18 protein-coding genes are annotated in these 16,618 nt (G+C 30.6%); 2 read left to right on the top strand and 16 right to left on the bottom strand.

What is annotated here, in order from left to right; genetic code table 11:
- Window positions 1-55 precede the first annotated feature (55 nt).
- Window positions 56-784, top strand: coding sequence for a ribonuclease HII (rnhB, locus tag AC0LWJ_RS02200; protein WP_474237011.1), 729 nt, complete (start codon window positions 56-58; stop codon window positions 782-784).
- A 24-nt stretch (window positions 785-808) separates the two neighbouring features.
- A complete protein-coding gene (locus AC0LWJ_RS02195) occupies window positions 809-1,177 on the top strand; it encodes a YraN family protein (RefSeq protein WP_474237012.1) in 369 nt (122 codons plus the stop codon).
- On the opposite strand, the gene trpS is transcribed toward AC0LWJ_RS02195, so the two are convergent.
- From trpS to fabF, 16 genes are all read right to left on the bottom strand, one after another.
- Window positions 1,172-2,149 (bottom strand): tryptophan--tRNA ligase, encoded by a 978-nt coding sequence (gene trpS / locus AC0LWJ_RS02190; protein WP_284679306.1) that lies wholly within the window; start codon window positions 2,147-2,149, stop codon window positions 1,172-1,174. The two genes, AC0LWJ_RS02195 and trpS, sit on opposite strands and share 6 nt — an antisense overlap.
- Window positions 2,150-2,172: 23 nt before the next feature.
- Window positions 2,173-3,705 (bottom strand): YifB family Mg chelatase-like AAA ATPase, encoded by a 1,533-nt coding sequence (locus AC0LWJ_RS02185; protein WP_474237013.1) that lies wholly within the window; start codon window positions 3,703-3,705, stop codon window positions 2,173-2,175.
- A gap of 10 nt (window positions 3,706-3,715) precedes the next feature.
- Window positions 3,716-4,552, bottom strand: coding sequence for a ribosome biogenesis GTPase YlqF (gene ylqF, locus AC0LWJ_RS02180; RefSeq protein WP_474237014.1), 837 nt, complete (start codon window positions 4,550-4,552; stop codon window positions 3,716-3,718).
- Between the two features lie 43 nt (window positions 4,553-4,595).
- The gene (gene rplS, locus AC0LWJ_RS02175; protein ID WP_284679309.1) at window positions 4,596-4,937 is read right to left on the bottom strand and encodes a 50S ribosomal protein L19; all 342 of its coding nucleotides are present in this window, start codon (window positions 4,935-4,937) and stop codon (window positions 4,596-4,598) included.
- A 14-nt stretch (window positions 4,938-4,951) separates the two neighbouring features.
- The gene (trmD, locus tag AC0LWJ_RS02170; RefSeq protein ID WP_474237015.1) at window positions 4,952-5,686 is read right to left on the bottom strand and encodes a tRNA (guanosine(37)-N1)-methyltransferase TrmD; all 735 of its coding nucleotides are present in this window, start codon (window positions 5,684-5,686) and stop codon (window positions 4,952-4,954) included.
- Window positions 5,687-6,187, bottom strand: a complete 501-nt coding sequence (gene rimM, locus AC0LWJ_RS02165; protein ID WP_474237016.1) for a ribosome maturation factor RimM — start codon at window positions 6,185-6,187, stop codon at window positions 5,687-5,689. It lies immediately after the preceding gene.
- Between the two features lie 8 nt (window positions 6,188-6,195).
- On the bottom strand, window positions 6,196-6,423 hold the full coding sequence (locus tag AC0LWJ_RS02160) for a KH domain-containing protein (protein ID WP_284679312.1): 228 nt from the start codon (window positions 6,421-6,423) through the stop codon (window positions 6,196-6,198).
- 28 nt (window positions 6,424-6,451) lie between these two features.
- Window positions 6,452-6,709 (bottom strand): 30S ribosomal protein S16, encoded by a 258-nt coding sequence (gene rpsP / locus AC0LWJ_RS02155; RefSeq protein ID WP_474237017.1) that lies wholly within the window; start codon window positions 6,707-6,709, stop codon window positions 6,452-6,454.
- Window positions 6,710-6,740: 31 nt separating this feature from the next.
- On the bottom strand, window positions 6,741-8,081 hold the full coding sequence (gene ffh, locus AC0LWJ_RS02150) for a signal recognition particle protein (protein ID WP_474237018.1): 1,341 nt from the start codon (window positions 8,079-8,081) through the stop codon (window positions 6,741-6,743).
- An 11-nt stretch (window positions 8,082-8,092) separates the two neighbouring features.
- Window positions 8,093-8,446 carry a YlxM family DNA-binding protein gene (ylxM, locus tag AC0LWJ_RS02145; protein WP_474237019.1) on the bottom strand — a complete coding sequence of 118 codons (354 nt, stop codon included), beginning with the start codon at window positions 8,444-8,446 and terminating at the stop codon, window positions 8,093-8,095.
- A 73-nt stretch (window positions 8,447-8,519) separates the two neighbouring features.
- Window positions 8,520-9,473, bottom strand: a complete 954-nt coding sequence (gene ftsY / locus AC0LWJ_RS02140; protein ID WP_474237064.1) for a signal recognition particle-docking protein FtsY — start codon at window positions 9,471-9,473, stop codon at window positions 8,520-8,522.
- Between the two features lie 120 nt (window positions 9,474-9,593).
- Entirely contained in the window at window positions 9,594-13,154 is a 3,561-nt protein-coding gene (smc, locus tag AC0LWJ_RS02135) for a chromosome segregation protein SMC (protein ID WP_474237020.1), read from the bottom strand.
- A gap of 82 nt (window positions 13,155-13,236) precedes the next feature.
- On the bottom strand, window positions 13,237-13,497 hold the full coding sequence (locus AC0LWJ_RS02130; protein WP_284679317.1) for a stage V sporulation protein S: 261 nt from the start codon (window positions 13,495-13,497) through the stop codon (window positions 13,237-13,239).
- An 86-nt stretch (window positions 13,498-13,583) separates the two neighbouring features.
- Entirely contained in the window at window positions 13,584-14,645 is a 1,062-nt protein-coding gene (locus tag AC0LWJ_RS02125; RefSeq protein WP_474237021.1) for an elongator complex protein 3, read from the bottom strand.
- On the bottom strand, window positions 14,642-15,385 hold the full coding sequence (rnc, locus tag AC0LWJ_RS02120; RefSeq protein ID WP_474237022.1) for a ribonuclease III: 744 nt from the start codon (window positions 15,383-15,385) through the stop codon (window positions 14,642-14,644). The genes AC0LWJ_RS02125 and rnc overlap by 4 nt, the downstream gene beginning before the upstream one ends.
- Window positions 15,357-16,586, bottom strand: coding sequence for a beta-ketoacyl-ACP synthase II (fabF, locus tag AC0LWJ_RS02115; protein WP_474237023.1), 1,230 nt, complete (start codon window positions 16,584-16,586; stop codon window positions 15,357-15,359). The genes rnc and fabF overlap by 29 nt, the downstream gene beginning before the upstream one ends.
- Between the last annotated feature and the right edge of the window lie 32 nt (window positions 16,587-16,618).

Genomic DNA, 16,618 nt, shown 5'->3' with positions numbered 1-16,618 from the left:
TTAAAAATGAAGGAATTTCACATTAACATGTCGAATTTAAAAATAGGTGATTAAATTGGAAAATAAAAAGATCAATATAAAAAATTTAAAAGAATACATATATAAAAATGGACCATGCAATCTAAATAATTTGAATTTAATAGATAATGCAAAAAAATGGTTAACTAATGAGATTATAAGGATGAACATGCTTAATATATTTGAAAATAAAATGTATGATTTAAATTATAATTTCATAGCCGGAGTGGATGAAGTCGGTAGAGGTCCTCTTGTAGGACCTGTTGTTGCTGCCTGTGTTGTTTTACCAAAATCCAGTTTTATACCTGATATTGATGATTCAAAAAAACTCAGTGAAAAAAAAAGAGAAATCTTATCTGATGTAATTAAAAAACATGCAATAGCATATGGTATTGGTATTGTAGAAAACGATGAAATTGACAGGATTAATATCTTAAATGCTACATATAAGGCTATGAAAATCGCAATATCACAAATCAATATAAATATTGATTGTTTGCTTGTAGATGCTATTAAAATTCCTGATATTAACATACATCAAACATCTATAATTAAAGGTGATTCAAAAAGTATTTCTATCGCTGCAGCATCTATTATTGCAAAGGTTAAACGTGATAAGATTATGAAGGAATATCATTACAAATATCCACAATACGGATTTAATAAAAACAAAGGTTATGGAACAAAAGTTCATATTGAAGCATTAAAAAAATATGGACCATGTCCATTACATAGAACTACGTTTTTACATAAAATATTAAAATAGCCCTGTGAAAGGAATGAACTTAAGGTGAATAACAAAATTGTAGGCAATTTAGGTGAAAAAATAGCTGAAAAGATTTTGAAAAATTCAGGCTATAAAATTATAGATAAAAATTTTAAATGCAGCATTGGTGAAATAGATATTATAACTGAAAAAGATAATAACCTTATATTTATAGAGGTTAAAACCCGCACCTCTATAAAATACGGTTGTCCATCAGATGCAGTCAATTTTTATAAAAGAAACAAAATTATAAAAGTAGCTCAAACATTTATTATGTTAAATAAGAAATATATAAACTTTTCAATAAGGTTTGATGTATTTGAAATTTTTTTAAAACCCTCAACATTTGAGCTAAATAAAATAAATCATATAAAAAATGCATTTACACTATAATAATAATCCCATCTTTTCTTTAACTTCTTTTATTGTTTTTTCAGCTATTTGTTGAGCTTTTTCGGCTCCATCTTTTAAAACTTTTATTATATAATCATTATCAAGATTTTTATAATTTTCCTGTATGTGTAATAACTTTTCAGCCATTACGTCAAATAATTCTTTTTTTAATATGCCGTATCCCTGACCTTTAAATCGCTTTTCAGCCTCTTCAATTGAAATTTCGGCAAATTGACTGTACAATGTCAATAAATTGCTTATTCCCGGTTTGTTGTCCAAATCATATCTTATTTCATTATCTGAATCAGTAACAGCCCTATTAATTTTCTTTTTTATTAAAGGCAATTCATCCACTAAGTTTATTCGATTAAATTGGTTTTCATCACTTTTACTCATTTTTTTATCCGGTTCGGAAAGACTCATGATTCTCGATCCGGATTTTAAAATTAAAGGCTCAGGTATTACGAATGTTTCGCCAAACCTATTATTAAATCTTTCTGCAATATCTCTTGTCAATTCAAGATGCTGTTTCTGGTCCTCTCCTACCGGTACTAAATTCGTTTGATACAAAAGTATATCTGCTGCCATAAGGTCAGGATATGTAAAAAGACCTACAGAAACAGAATCTTTGCCTTTGCTTTTATCTTTAAATTGAGTCATCCGGCTTAATTCTCCAAAATATGTTATGCATTGTAGTAACCAGCCAAGTTCTGCATGATATGGAACATGTGATTGAACAAAAATAACTACTTTTTTTGGATCGAGTCCTATTGCAAGATACAACCCAGCAAGTTCAATTGTCTTCTTTTTTAATGTCTCTGGATTCTGTGGGACAGTCAATGCATGCAAATCTACGATACAAAATAAGCATTCATTATCATCCTGTAATTTTACAAATTGTCTCATAGCACCAAGATAATTTCCTATATGTATATCACCTGTCGGTTGAACACCAGAAAAAACCCTATTCATACATATAACACCTCTATTCTATATTATCTATTCCAATATTTGTTGCATAAATTCCTATACTGAAGTGCTTCAGCAACATGTTCATATTTTATATTTTTACAACCTTCAAGGTCAGCTATTGTACGTGAAACCTTTAGTATTTTATTAAACCCTCTTGCACTTAAACCGAGCCTATCAAAGAAATTTTTTACCATCTCCGTTGTTTTTACATCAATTCTGCAATATTTCTTTATCATATTATTCTTTAACTGTGAGTTGAAATATATACCTGTACCATAATATCTTTGAAGTTGTATTTTTCGTGCCGTTGATACTCTTTCCCTAATTTGTTCCGATGTTTCAACATTTCCTTCATCTTCAAAGTATTTATCTTTCAAAACAGGACTTACTTCAACATGTAAATCTATTCTATCAAGAAGAGGACCTGATATTTTATTTTGATAACGCCTTATTTCATTTGGCGTACATTTACATTCATGCGTTTCGTCACCATAATAGCCACAAGGACATGGATTCATTGCAGTGATTAGCATAAACTTCGATGGATATGTGTATGTAGCATTAACCCTTGTTATTGTTACAAATTCATCCTCAAGAGGCTGCCTTAATACCTCTAAAGCATCCTTCCTAAATTCAGGAAGTTCATCTAAAAAAAGAATGCCGTAATGTGCTAAGGAAACCTCCCCTGGTTTTGGATATCTGCCTCCTCCAATTAAGGAAACCGTTGAAATGGTATGATGCGGCGCACGAAATACCCTGTTAGTAATCAGGGATATATTGTCAGGCAATGTACCGGCTATACTGTGAATTTTAGTAACTTCAAGGGCTTCTTCAAGGGTCATATCAGGTAATATTGTTGGAAATCTTCTTGCAAGCATTGTCTTACCGGAACCAGGGGGACCTACCATAGCAAGATTATGGCCACCTGCTGCAGCTATCTCAAATGCCCTTTTTACATTTTCTTGTCCTTTTACCTCTGAAAAATCTACATCATAATGGGTTTTTTTAAAATATCGTGATATATCCACTTTTACAGGCTCTAATATACTTTCTCCATTTATAAACCTAACAACTTCGCAAAGGGATTTTACCGGATATACCGAAATATCTTTTATTACTGCAGCTTCATTTGCATTGGAATCTGGCAATACCATAAATTTTATCTTATTTTCTTTGGCAGCAATTGCCATTGGAAGTATACCCTTCACGGTTCTAACAGAACCATCTAAAGATAATTCCCCAAGAAAAACTGTATTATCAGGTATCGTCCTTATTTGTTCGGTACATGATAAAATCCCAATAGCTATTGGAAGGTCAAAAGCAGTTCCTTCCTTTTTGATATCAGCAGGTGCAAGATTGACAGTAATTTTTTTTATAGGAAATTCCAATCCGCTATTTTTTATAGCTGCTCTTACCCTATCCCTTGATTCTTTTACTTCAGTATCACCAAGACCGACTATATCAAAAGATGGCAGACCATTCGATATATCTACTTCCACATGAACTATATAACCATTAATACCCATAATTGACATACTCTTTATAATAGAAAGCATATAAATCCCCCTATTCAGGTCTTTCAAGAGAAATATTGCCAAGTTTTCCGGAGCGAAAATCGTCTATCAGTATCTTGGCAGCTCGCAATATATCTATTTCACCTCCTGCTACAAGGCAGCCCCTCTTTTCCCCAATATTTTTTAATAATTCATATTCTGGTAAATCAATATTAATAATCTTATATCTTTTTAATAAGTATCGAGGATAGTATATTTTAAGTATACTTAATAGTTTAATAGATATCTCTTCAATATTCAATAGTTCATCCTTAATTGCTCCTGTTATAGCAAGCATAAGAGCCACATTTTCATCTTCAAATTTGGGCCATAAGATACCTGGTGTATCAAGAAGGTCAAAATACTGTGTTTTTATCCACTGTTTTGATTTCGTAACGCCAGGTACATTACCAGTTTTTGCATTGCCTGTACCTGATAATTTGTTAATAAAGGTTGATTTTCCGACATTAGGTATTCCCAATATCATCACTCTCAGGCGCGGTGTAATTCCTTTACTTCTTTTCTTTTTTATTATATCTTCACATATTTTATATGTTTTATCATTTATACTTTTTAATCCATCGCCTTTAAGAGAATTTATGCTAATACATTCGATTCCATTTTTCTTATAGTATGAAATCCATGAATTGTTAACATTTTTATCTGATAAATCGGCTTTATTTAATAAAATAAGTCTTTTTTTTGACAATATAAGTTCATCTATAATCGGGTTTTTGCTGCTATAAGGTATTCTTGCATCTAAAATCTCATAAACAATATCAACCAGTTTTAAATTTTCTTCAATTAAATGTTTTGTCTTTGCCATATGACCTGGATACCATTGTATCATTATATTTATCCTCCGAATAATGAAAAAGAGGACATAAAGTCCCCTATTTCATTTTCTCCTTTATTTTAGCAGCTTTACCAATTTTCTTCCTTACATAATAAAGCTTTGCTCTTCTAACCTTTCCACTTCTAACAACTTCGATTTTGTCTATTCTTGGTGAGTGGAGAGGAAAAACCCTTTCAACACCAATACCATAAGAAATACGTCTTACAGTAAAGGTTTCTCTGAGTCCACCACCACATCTTTTAAGAACAACACCTTCAAAAACCTGAATTCTTTCCTTATCGCCTTCAACAACCTTATAATGGACTTTAACAGTATCTCCAACGTTAAACTCAGGCATTTCCTTTAACTGTTCTTTTTCAATCATATCAACCAAATTCATCATTCTACCTCCTTTCAATCTTTATGAAAAGAATAACCCTTTTCATTTATATACTCAATATCATCATCCGTTAGATTTTCTTTTTTTAATAAGTCTGGTCTTTTGTGAAAAGTTATATCTATAGATTTTTGCCTTCTCCATTTAGCAATTTCAGCATGGTTGCCTGACAAAAGTATTTCAGGCACTTCCATTCCCATGAATTCTCTCGGACGCGTATACTGCGGATATTCAAGTAGACCTTTGTAAAATGATTCTTCGATAAAACTTTCATCCTGTGGAAGGACTCCCGGTATTAATCTTGAAACAGAATCAATAATTGCCATAGCTGCTATTTCCCCGCCAGTCATAACAAAGTCTCCAATTGAAATCTCTTTATCTATTATCGAATAAGCTCTTTCATCAATACCTTCATAGTGACCACACAACAATATAATTTCCCTTAGCTTAGACATCTCAATTGCTATTTCTTGATTATATACATTGCCCTTTGGTCCCATGTAATATACAGGAATACTTTTGTCATTCTTTATGGATTTTACAGCATCATAAATCGGTTGAACCATCATAATCATGCCACACCCACCACCATAAGGATAATCATCAACATTTTTATGTTTATCCTTGGTATAATCTCTAATATTTATGAGATTTATAGTTATTAAACTTTTTTCGATCGCTCTTTTTAAAATGCTGTTTTCCAGTATTCCTTTAAACATATCCGGGAAAAGTGTTAAAACATTAAAAATCACTTACAATCCCTCCAAGAGGTGGATAATCATTTTGTTTTCATCTACATTGACTTTTTTTATTACCTGTTTAATAGCCGGTAAAAGTACAGAACGGTCATTTGTTTTGACAACATAAACATCATTAGCACCTGTTTGAATTACCTCTGTTATTTTACCAAAGAAATTGCCATCTTCCAAATATACATCCATATTTATTAAATCTTTTATAAAATACTCATCTTTCTTAAGGGCAATAGCATCTTTCTCATCTATTTTAATAAGGCAACCTCTTAATTTTTCTGCATCATTTCTATTATTAATATTTTTAAATTTTATAATAACAGAATTTTTCAAAAACCTTATATTTTCTATGCAATGTTTTGTAATACACTGATTCTTTGAAATATATACAAAACTAAGGTCATAGAATCTTTCAGGGGCATTTGTCAAAGGCAATACCTTAATTTCCCCGTTTATACCATGTGCCGATGTTATTTCACCAATCGTTAAAAGCTCATTCATTTTACCACCTATATGATTTCCACAACAACACGCTTCTTTTCTTTGGCTGCGGCTGCTTTTACAACCGTTCTTATTGCTCGTGCAATACGACCTTGTTTACCTATCACTTTACCCATATCTTCGGGAGCAACCTTCAATTCAATAATTATTGATTGCTCTCCTTCTATTTCATTTGTCTGCACAGCATCAGGATTATCCACTAAGGATTTAGCAATAAATTTTACTAACTCACCCATAAAACATCACTTCCACTCATAGAGGATTTTAACCACTTATTTTATCAAAAATACCTTCTTTTTTGAATAATGTTCTTACAGTATCTGAAGGTTGTGCACCAACTTTGAGCCATTTTACAGCCTTTTCAGAGTCTATTTTTAATTCAGCTGGTTGTGCTACGGGATTATAATATCCTATTTCATCAATAAATTTACCATCACGCGGAGACCTTGAATCTGCTACGACAAACCTATAAAAGGGACTTTTCTTTGCACCCATTCTTTTTAATCTAATTTTAACTGCCACTGTATCACCTCCTTCTAAGTGCTCTTTAATATTATCTAAAAAATGGCATCCTTATTTTGCCTTTTTTCATGTCTTTCCCAGCATCAGCAAACTGTTTAACCATCTTTTTTGTCTGTTCAAATTGTTTTAAAAGACTATTCACTTGCTGTATTGAGGTACCGCTGCCGGCAGCTATTCTCTTTTTCCTGCTGCCATTTATTATAATTGGATTCTGCCTTTCTTCCTTTGTCATTGATTGAATAATTGCTTCAATTCTTTTTATATCCTTATCACTTATACTCATGCCCTTAAATTTCGATGCGTTTAAGCCGGGAATCATTGAAAACAATTCTTCAATAGGTCCCATCTTTTTTATTCCTTGAAGTTGGTCTAAAAAATCATCAAAAGTAAACTGCTGTGATAAAAGTTTTTTTTCAAGTTCTGCTGCTTTTTTTTCATCTATTTGTGTTTGAACTTTTTCAATAAGGCTTAATACATCACCCATACCAAGAATTCTTGAAGCCATCCTATCAGGATGAAATGGCTCAATATCCGAGAGCTTTTCTCCCATAGCGACAAATTTAATAGGTTTTTGAGTAACTGCTCTAATAGAAAGAGCTGCACCACCTCTTGTGTCGCCGTCAAGTTTAGTTAATATTACTCCATCAATCCCCAATTTGTTATTGAAAACTTCTGCAACATTAACTGCGTCTTGTCCTGTCATGGAATCTACCACAAGTAATATTTCATGAGGTTTTAATGATAATTTTATATTTACAAGTTCGTCCATTAATTCTTCGTCTATATGAAGCCTGCCTGCTGTATCAATAATCATAACATTGAAATTGTTTGATACAGCATAATCAAGAGCACCTTTTGCTATATCAACAGGATTTGTTTTATCACCCATTGAGAATACAGGAACATTTACCTTAGAACCTACGACTTGAAGCTGTTTTATAGCAGCCGGTCTATATACATCACATGCAACAAGAAGAGGATTTTTCCCCTGAGTTTTAAGCATATTAGCAAGTTTACCGCTTGTTGTAGTCTTACCAGAGCCTTGAAGCCCAACCATCATAATAACAGTAGGAGGTTTACTGCCATAGTTGATTTTACTTTGTATTGAACCCATAAGATTTGTCAATTCATCATTAACTATCTTAATAACCTGTTGAGCAGGTGTCAAACTCTCCAGAACTTCTTGACCTAAAGACTTTTCAGTAACTTTATTTACAAAATCTTTTACAACTTTGAAATTTACATCAGCTTCAAGTAAAGCTATTTTAACTTCTCTCATAGCTTCCTTTACATCTTTTTCGCTAAGTTTGCCTTTCCCTTTAAGTCTTTTAAACACTTCTTGAAGCTTGCCTGATAAACCTTCAAAAGCCATCGGTTTCCCTCCTATTGATTTAACTCATTTAAAATAGTTTTTATCTCTTGAATCATTTTACTGATTTCTTCACTTTGGACATGTAAATATAAATTATCTAATAGTTCGTTTATTTTATCTGTATTTTTAGTAAGAATATCATGCTTTTTTATAAGTTCGAGTTTCTCTTCATAAAATTTCAGTGTAGCTTCGGCTCTTTTTAGGGTATCATAAACCCCCTGTCTTGAAATATTCAAAGACTGAGAAATTTCACCAAGTGAATAATCATTTAAATAATGCATTTTAAATATCTCTCTTTGTTTATCTGTCAGCAACGAGCCATAGTAATCATAGAGAATATTCATTTTAAATAAATCTAAACTCATAAAATCCCACCTGTTAAGGTCATAACCTTTACAGTATGATTTTAAATAAATATTTCAGTTTTGTCAAGCTTTTTTATTCGAAAAGTGCTTTTATATAATCCTCTGATTTAAATACCTGAAGGTCATCTATTCCTTCACCAACACCTATGAACCTTACAGGTATATTTAATTCAGATTTAATTGAAATTACAATCCCACCTTTTGCAGTACCATCAAGCTTTGTCAAAACAAGACCTGAAACATCAGCAGCATCTTTGAAAACCCTCGCCTGTTGAACAGCATTTTGCCCTGTTGTTGCATCAAGAACCAAAAAAGTTTCTAATTTTGCAGATGGATATTCTCTTTGTATTACTCTGTAAATTTTTTTAAGCTCATCCATTAAATTTTTCTTATTATGAAGTCTTCCTGCAGTATCACAAATTATTATATCTGATTTTCGTGTCTTTGCAGCCTGTATACCGTCAAAAACAACTGATGCAGGGTCAGAGCCTTCATCATGCTTAATAATATCGCATCCAACTCTGCTTGCCCAAACCTCCAACTGCTCGATTGCAGCAGCTCTAAAGGTATCTGCTGCAATCAATAAAACCTTCATTCCCTGACGTTTAAATCTGCCTGCCATTTTACCGATTGTCGTTGTTTTACCTACACCATTTACACCAACAACAAGTATTATTGTTGGTGATATAATTTCTAAAGGAGCTTCATCCTTTTCCATTATTTCATATATTTCCTCTGCCAATAATTCCTTAATATCATCAGATTCTGTCAGTTTTCTTTCTTTTGCCTTTTGCTTTATACCTTCAATTATTTTTGTAGTTGTTTCAAAACCAACATCTGCTAATATTAATATTTCTTCGAGTTCTTCCAAAAGTTCTTCATCTATTTTCCTGCCTTTGAAAATAATATTGTCAATCTTCGATGTTATATTATCTCTAGTCTTTGCAAGACCTTCCTTTAATTTTTGAAAAAAACTTTTCTCTTCTTTTATTCTTTCTTCTTCCTTAATTGATTCTTCTTTTTTAATTAATTCGTCTTCCTTTTCCAAGATTGGTTTTTCTGCCACTATTGATTCCTCTGTAACTTGTTGGTCTTGCTGATTTTTTTTGTTTCTCTTAAAGAAATTAAACAAATTATCTCATCCTTTCTATGCACTTTCAAGTTTTAATGATAACAATTTTGAAATACCCTTTTCCTGCATTGTTACACCATACATTACATCTGCTACCGACATTGTTCCTTTTCTATGTGTAACCACAATAAATTGGATATCCCTTGATAGTTCTTTTAGAAAGCTGGCAAATCTATCAACATTAGCATCATCAAGTGCTGCATCAATTTCATCAAGTATGCAAAATGGCGCAGGACGTATTAATAACATAGCAAATAACAATGATATCGCCACAAGGGCCTTTTCTCCACCAGATAACAGGTTAATATTTTGAAGTTTTTTCCCCGGAGGCTGAACATTTATTTCAACCCCCGTTTCAAGCAGGTTATCTGGCTCAGTCATAATAAGTTCTGCATTTCCGCCTCCAAAAAGTTTTTTAAAGGTTTTTTTAAATTGTATTTGAATAAGCTCAAAATTATTTTTAAATTGCGATTTTATTATTTTATTTGTTTCTTCTATCATTATTTTTAAGGTCTCTTTTGCATCATTTAAATCATCAAATTGCTTTTTTAGAAAATCATACCTTTCTTTTGTATTTTTATATTCATTGATTGCATTAATATTTATAATACCTAATTCTTTTATTTCGTTAGCAAGTGAAAATACACGTTGTTTTAACTGGTCAATATTTCCTTTTATCAGATAATCCGAAACCTTGTCCAATGTTAATTCATATTCGTCCCAAAGCCTGTTTTTAATATTCTCCACTTCTATATGTTCTTTTTGTATCTTAATATCTAAACTATGTTTTTTTTCAAGATTTAAGGAATACTTATTTTCAAAAGCAGATAATACTGACCTTTTTCCATCCAACTCATGATTTTTATTATTTAATTCACTTTCATAATTAATTATCTGAACATTTATTGTTTTTAATACTTCTTTAATGTTGTTTTTTTCATTTAAATGTTCGTTTCTGCTTAATTCAAGCTGTTTAATCAATTCATTAAGTTGTTCTTGCCTTTCCCTATTTTCATAAAGATTATTTTTTATACTCTCAAGCTCTTTTTCCTTTTCCTTTAGCTTGTGAAGTTCATTCTGTAATTTTTGTTCATTTGTTGCAGATTCAATCTTTAAGGTTGTTAAATTTTCTTCTATGTCTTTTAATATTTCACTTTTATTGATGTGGTTTGCCTTATAGTTTTCGATTGTTTGATTTATTTCAGATTTTTGCTTATCCATTTGTGATATTTCTTCATTATACCTGTTTATATCAGTCTTATAAACCTCAATTTTTTTAACAATTTCTTCTATTTCATTTTTATTCTCTTCTATTTGCAATTTCATTTTTTTAATTTCAAAATCAAGTATTGACTGCTGCTCTTTCAATTCATTTATTTTATAGCTAATATTATCAACTTCGCTTTTTATTTCTTTTAATCTTTCTTCTTTAACCTGTTTGTTTCTTGTTAATTCAATCATGTTATTTTTTATTATATTAGTTTCTTTCTCATAATTTGATAATTTTACTTGAAGTCCATTTATTTCATCTTTACGTTTTAATATACTCTGAGCCTTGGTTCTCAGACTACCTCCTGTTATTGAACCTCCTGGATTTATAACATCACCATCAAGAGTCACAATTTTGTATTGATTTCCTGTTATTCGGGTTAATAATATAGCAGAATCGAGTTTTTTAACTACAATTACCCTCCCTAATAAAAATTTAATTATATTTTCAAGAATATTGTCATACTGAACAATATCTAATGCAATACCTATCATATTTTCTTTTGCTTCATTGCTTAAATCTTTTATATTAATGGCTTTATGTCTTATATTATTTAATGGTAAAAATGTTGCCCTGCCATAATTATTTCTTTTTAATATATCTATCAATATTTTAGCATCATCTGCTGACTTTATTACAATATCCTGAATTGCTGAACCTAATGCCACTTCTATTGCAGTAGAATACACCTTATCAACATATATCAAATTCCCAACAATACCTATAACAATAGCTTTTAGTTTATTGTCTTTATTAATATGTTTCATTAAATTTTTCACACTATTGTTATATCCTTCATAATTATTTTCCATTTCCGCTAAAATAGATATTTTTGATTTAATATTGCTATATTCAAGATTATATTGAATTATTAAGTCCTTCAATTTGACAATTTTTGTATTCAAATCTGAGTATTCTTTTTCTACAGATTCTTTATTATTTATACATTCAGATAATTTTTTGTTAAGATTTTTTATCTCTTTTGTTATTTGATTAAAATCATTTTCTTTTTCAACTATTTTGACTTCAAACTGTTCCTTTAATTTATTAATAGAATTTAATTTTTCCAATGCATTATCTTTCATTGAATTAGATGCAGACAGTTTACTTCTTTTATCAGCAATAGAATTTAATATATTTAAAATATCACCTTGAGCAAGTTCTATCTCTGTTTCTTTTTCTTTTTCTTCATATTTAAGTAAATCATATTTATCTGACACATTTTTGATTTTTTCATTCAACTTATTTTTTTCCATATTTAAATCATAAATATTTTTTTTTATTTTTATCAATTCATCTGAAAGTATATTTGATTTATTTTCATTTTCATCAATTAATTCCAATATCCTTTTTAAATTTTCGCTTTTGTTTTTTATTTTTTCATCTATAAGGTCTATTTTGCCATTTAATATCTCTAATTCATTAGTTCTTTTAAAATAATCCTCTTTAGCGGTTTCAATATTACTCTTTAAATTTTTTATATATATTTCATATTCATTTATATTGTTTCTTTGACTTGTAATTATTATCTCGTCTTGAGATAAAACATTTTTTATTGTTTCGTATTCTTCAGTTAATTTCTCAAGCCTTTTTTCAGATTCATTAATTTTATTAGAATATATTGTAATATCAACTTTTTTTTTCTCTTTAATAAGTTCTAAATATTTTTGGGCTTTATTTTTTTCAACAAAAAGAGGATTTAATTGTTTTTCAAGCTCGTATATTATATCACTTAGTCTTTTAATATTTTCATTTGTAGCATCAAGTTTTTTTAAAGCTTCTTCCTTTTTATACTTGTATTTTGAAATACCGGCAGCTTCTTCAAAAATGCGTCTTCTTTCTTCGGGTTTTGTACTTAATATTTCATCGATTTTACCTTGACTGATTATAGAATAACCATCTTTTCCTATCCCTGTATCTAAAAAAAGCTCATATATATCTTTAAGCCTGCAAGAAGTTTTATTTATGTAAAACTCGCTTTCTCCGGATCTAAAAATCTTTCTTGTTATTGCTACTTCTGAATAATCAAGTGGTAACATATGATCACAATTATCAAATACTAAACTTACTTCTGCAAAACCTAAGGGCTTCCTTTTTTCCGTTCCGGCGAAAATAATATCTTCCAGTTTTGAACCACGTAAACTTTTTATGCTTTGCTCGCCAAGTACAAGCCTTACTGCATCAGATATATTGCTTTTACCACTGCCGTTTGGTCCAACAATTGTTGTTATACCCCTCTCAAAATTTAATATAACTTTATCTGCAAATGATTTAAAACCTTTCATTTCTAATTTTTTAAGGTACATAAAACCCCTCCTGCACCATACATTTTAACATATTTATTAGCAATCATACAATGATTAAAACCTGCAAAATTGCAGGTTTTAATCATCTATGTTCCACAATAAATTTAATTGCTGTTCGCAATTCTCCATTGATCTCGATTTCTGAAAAAGCTGGTATCATGACAAGATCAATTCCATTTGGCGCTACAAAACCTCTGGCAATTGCTATTGCTTTTACAGCTTGATTTACTGCACCTGCCCCTACCGCTTGTATTTCAGCTTCAGTTTTATTTCTTAATATGGCTGCAAGTGCACCTGCTACAGATTTAGGTTGAGATTTAGCTGATACCTTTAGGACTTCCACTATAAAAACCTCCTCTTATATATTGTGTAATGTGTAAATGAATACAAGTATATATTCTATATATGGTTTATTAAATCCTTCTTTTTTTAAAAATTATTTTTTATATAATCAATCACCCTTTGCCTATAAATATTTTCTTTGTATAAAATAGCAATCATATCCATAGGTATCGTATTAGATTGTTTTATATTTATCAATATATCATATTTATATTCTATATACTTTATATTATATTTTTTTTGCCCAACAACTGTTGATACATACTTGGGATTTAAAATCATACATACATTAACATTTCTTATATTTTTTTCTTTAAATATGGAGTTAAGCATATCCTTTATAATGGAGGATTCCACCAATTGCCCAAAAGCCGGATGAAAAGGCCCTGCAATTATATCCTTTTTATTATTAATATTCTCAGTAGTTTGCAGCCCGATTCTTATAACAGGTATATCTTCTTTAAGAAATTTTATATATAATTCCTTTGATAATTCAACAGCATCACAAAGATTTAAAGGAACGTATAATCCATCTTTGTACATTTTTTCAAGATATGTTCCTTTTAGAACTACAGTTGGGTATATTCGTACAAAATCCGGTCTTAATTCTATAATTTTTTTAGCAGTATTAAGTGATTTTACATTATTGTCACCCGGCAAGCCAATCATTATCTGTAATCCTAAAGTAAAGCCATATTCTTTAATTAGTTTGACTGCATTTACTACATCATCTGGCGTATGACCCCTGTGACTTTTTTCAAGTACATCCATTTCCATTGATTGAACTCCAAGTTCAATAATTGATACATTATATTCTTTTAAATTTTCCAAGATACTACTATTTATATAATCTGGTCTTGTAGACAAACGTATTGCATCAATTAAACCTTTATCTAAATATGCTTTTGCCGCTTTTAAAAATGATCTCTGTATATCAATAGGAATTCCAGTAAAGCTTCCCCCAAAAAAGGAAACCTCTTTTCTTGAATCCTTTGGTATTGTTTTAAGATATTTTTCAATAGTATTATGAATATACCCTTCATTAATCATAACTTTTGAACCTGTTATTTCTTCCTGATTGCAAAAAACACATTTAAATGGGCAACCCATATGTGGTACAAATATAGGAATTATAAAAATATTTCTCATTTTATTATCCCCAGCTTATTTAATGCTTCCAAAGCAGCACTTTGTTCCGCTTCTTTTTTGCTTCTCCCTGAACCCGTACCAATTATATTTTCTTCTATTTTTACACTTATTACAAATGTTTTGTTATGATCTGGTCCATATTCATCTATTACTTCATAATTTATTTTGCCAATTCCCATTTTTTGTGTTACTTCCTGCAACTTTGTTTTATAATCGCGATAAATAAGACCACTTAATACTCCATCTATTATATTTTTTAAAATTTTTAATACAATTTCTCTGGTTTTATTTAAATCAGAATCTAAATATATTGCAGCTATTAATGCTTCTACTGCATCAGCCAGTATAGAATCCCTTTCTCTTCCGCCAGTTAATTCTTCACCCTTGCCCATTAAGAGATATTTACCAAGTTCCAATTCTTTTGCGCATTTTGCAAGAGATGGTTCACACACAATTTCTGCCCTGAATTTGGAAAGGAATCCTTCTTCTAAATCCCTTCTTTTTTTATATAGGTATTCACTAATAATAATACTTAATACTGAATCCCCTAAAAACTCAAGTCTTTCATTATTTACACCTATATTTTTACTCTCATTTGACCATGAACTATGTGTCAGTGCCTGTTTAAGCAATATCCTATTTTTAAAATTATATTTTAATTTGTTTTCCAATTCATTAAATTGACTTTTGCTTTCCACAAAATTACCTCTTTCAAAATTTTTTAAATGCAAGTGTTGCATTATGTCCTCCAAAACCAAATGAATTTGATAATGCATATTTTATTTCTTCTTTTATTGCTTTATTGGGAACATAATTCAAATCACATTCAGGATCTTGTGTAACATAATTGATTGTCGGCGGAATAATCCCATTTTTTAATGCAAGAATCGTAGCAATTGCTTCAATCGCACCAGACGCCCCAAGAAGATGCCCTGTCATAGATTTTGTTGAACTAATTTTTAATTCATAGGCGTGTTCGCCAAATATATTCTTAATAGCCATTGTTTCATATTTATCATTATAAACTGTTGAAGTGCCATGTGCATTTATATAATCAACATCCTCTGTTTTTATATCAGCATCTTTTAAAGCATTTTTCATCGCTCTTACTGCGCCTGCCCCTGTCGGCTCAGGTGCTGTTATATGATATGCATCTGCACTTGCACCATATCCTATTATTTCAGCATATATGTATGCACCTCTGTTTAATGCATGTTCTAAAGATTCGAGAATTAATGTACCTGAACCTTCTCCCATTACAAAACCATCCCTATTTGCGTCAAAAGGTCTACATGCAGTATTAGGATCCTCATTTGTTGTCATTGCTTTTATTGCGCAAAAACCTGCAAGAGATAATGGTGTTATTGCAGCTTCACTGCCACCAGTTACAATAAAATCTGCGTCACCCCTTTGAATAACTTTAAAAGCATCACCAATCGCACTTGAACTTGATGCGCATGCATTTACAATTGTCTCATTATGACCTTTTAACCCATAGGTTATCGATATAAGACCTGCAGCCATATCTGGTATCATCATAGGCACAAAAAACGGGCTAACCCTTCCAGGACCTTTTTCAAGAAGAATGTTATGCTGATTTTCAAGTGTTTCAATACCTCCAACACCTGAAGCATATATTACACCTGCTCTATCAAGGTCTTCTTTGGATAAATCTAATTTTGAATCTTCCAAAGCCAATCTTGCACTTGATAATGCAAATTGTGCAAATCTATCCATCCTTTTGGCTTCTTTTTTTTCTATATAATCTGTGGAAACAAAATCCTTTACTTCTGCAGCCAATTTTATAGTATATGAACTCACATCAAATTTTGTTATTCTGTCAATACCTGATTTTCCATTAATAAGAGAATCCCAATACTTCTCTATTGTATTGCCAAGGGGGGTTATAACACCAATTCCTGTAATAACAACTCTATTCATTACATAACCTCCAAAATTTAATAATTAAATTT

It is taken from the genome of Aceticella sp. 75b-Ac (genome assembly GCF_056032965.2).
Note: the sequence above shows the minus strand (reverse complement) of the source record. Positions and strands in the feature narration are given on the sequence as shown.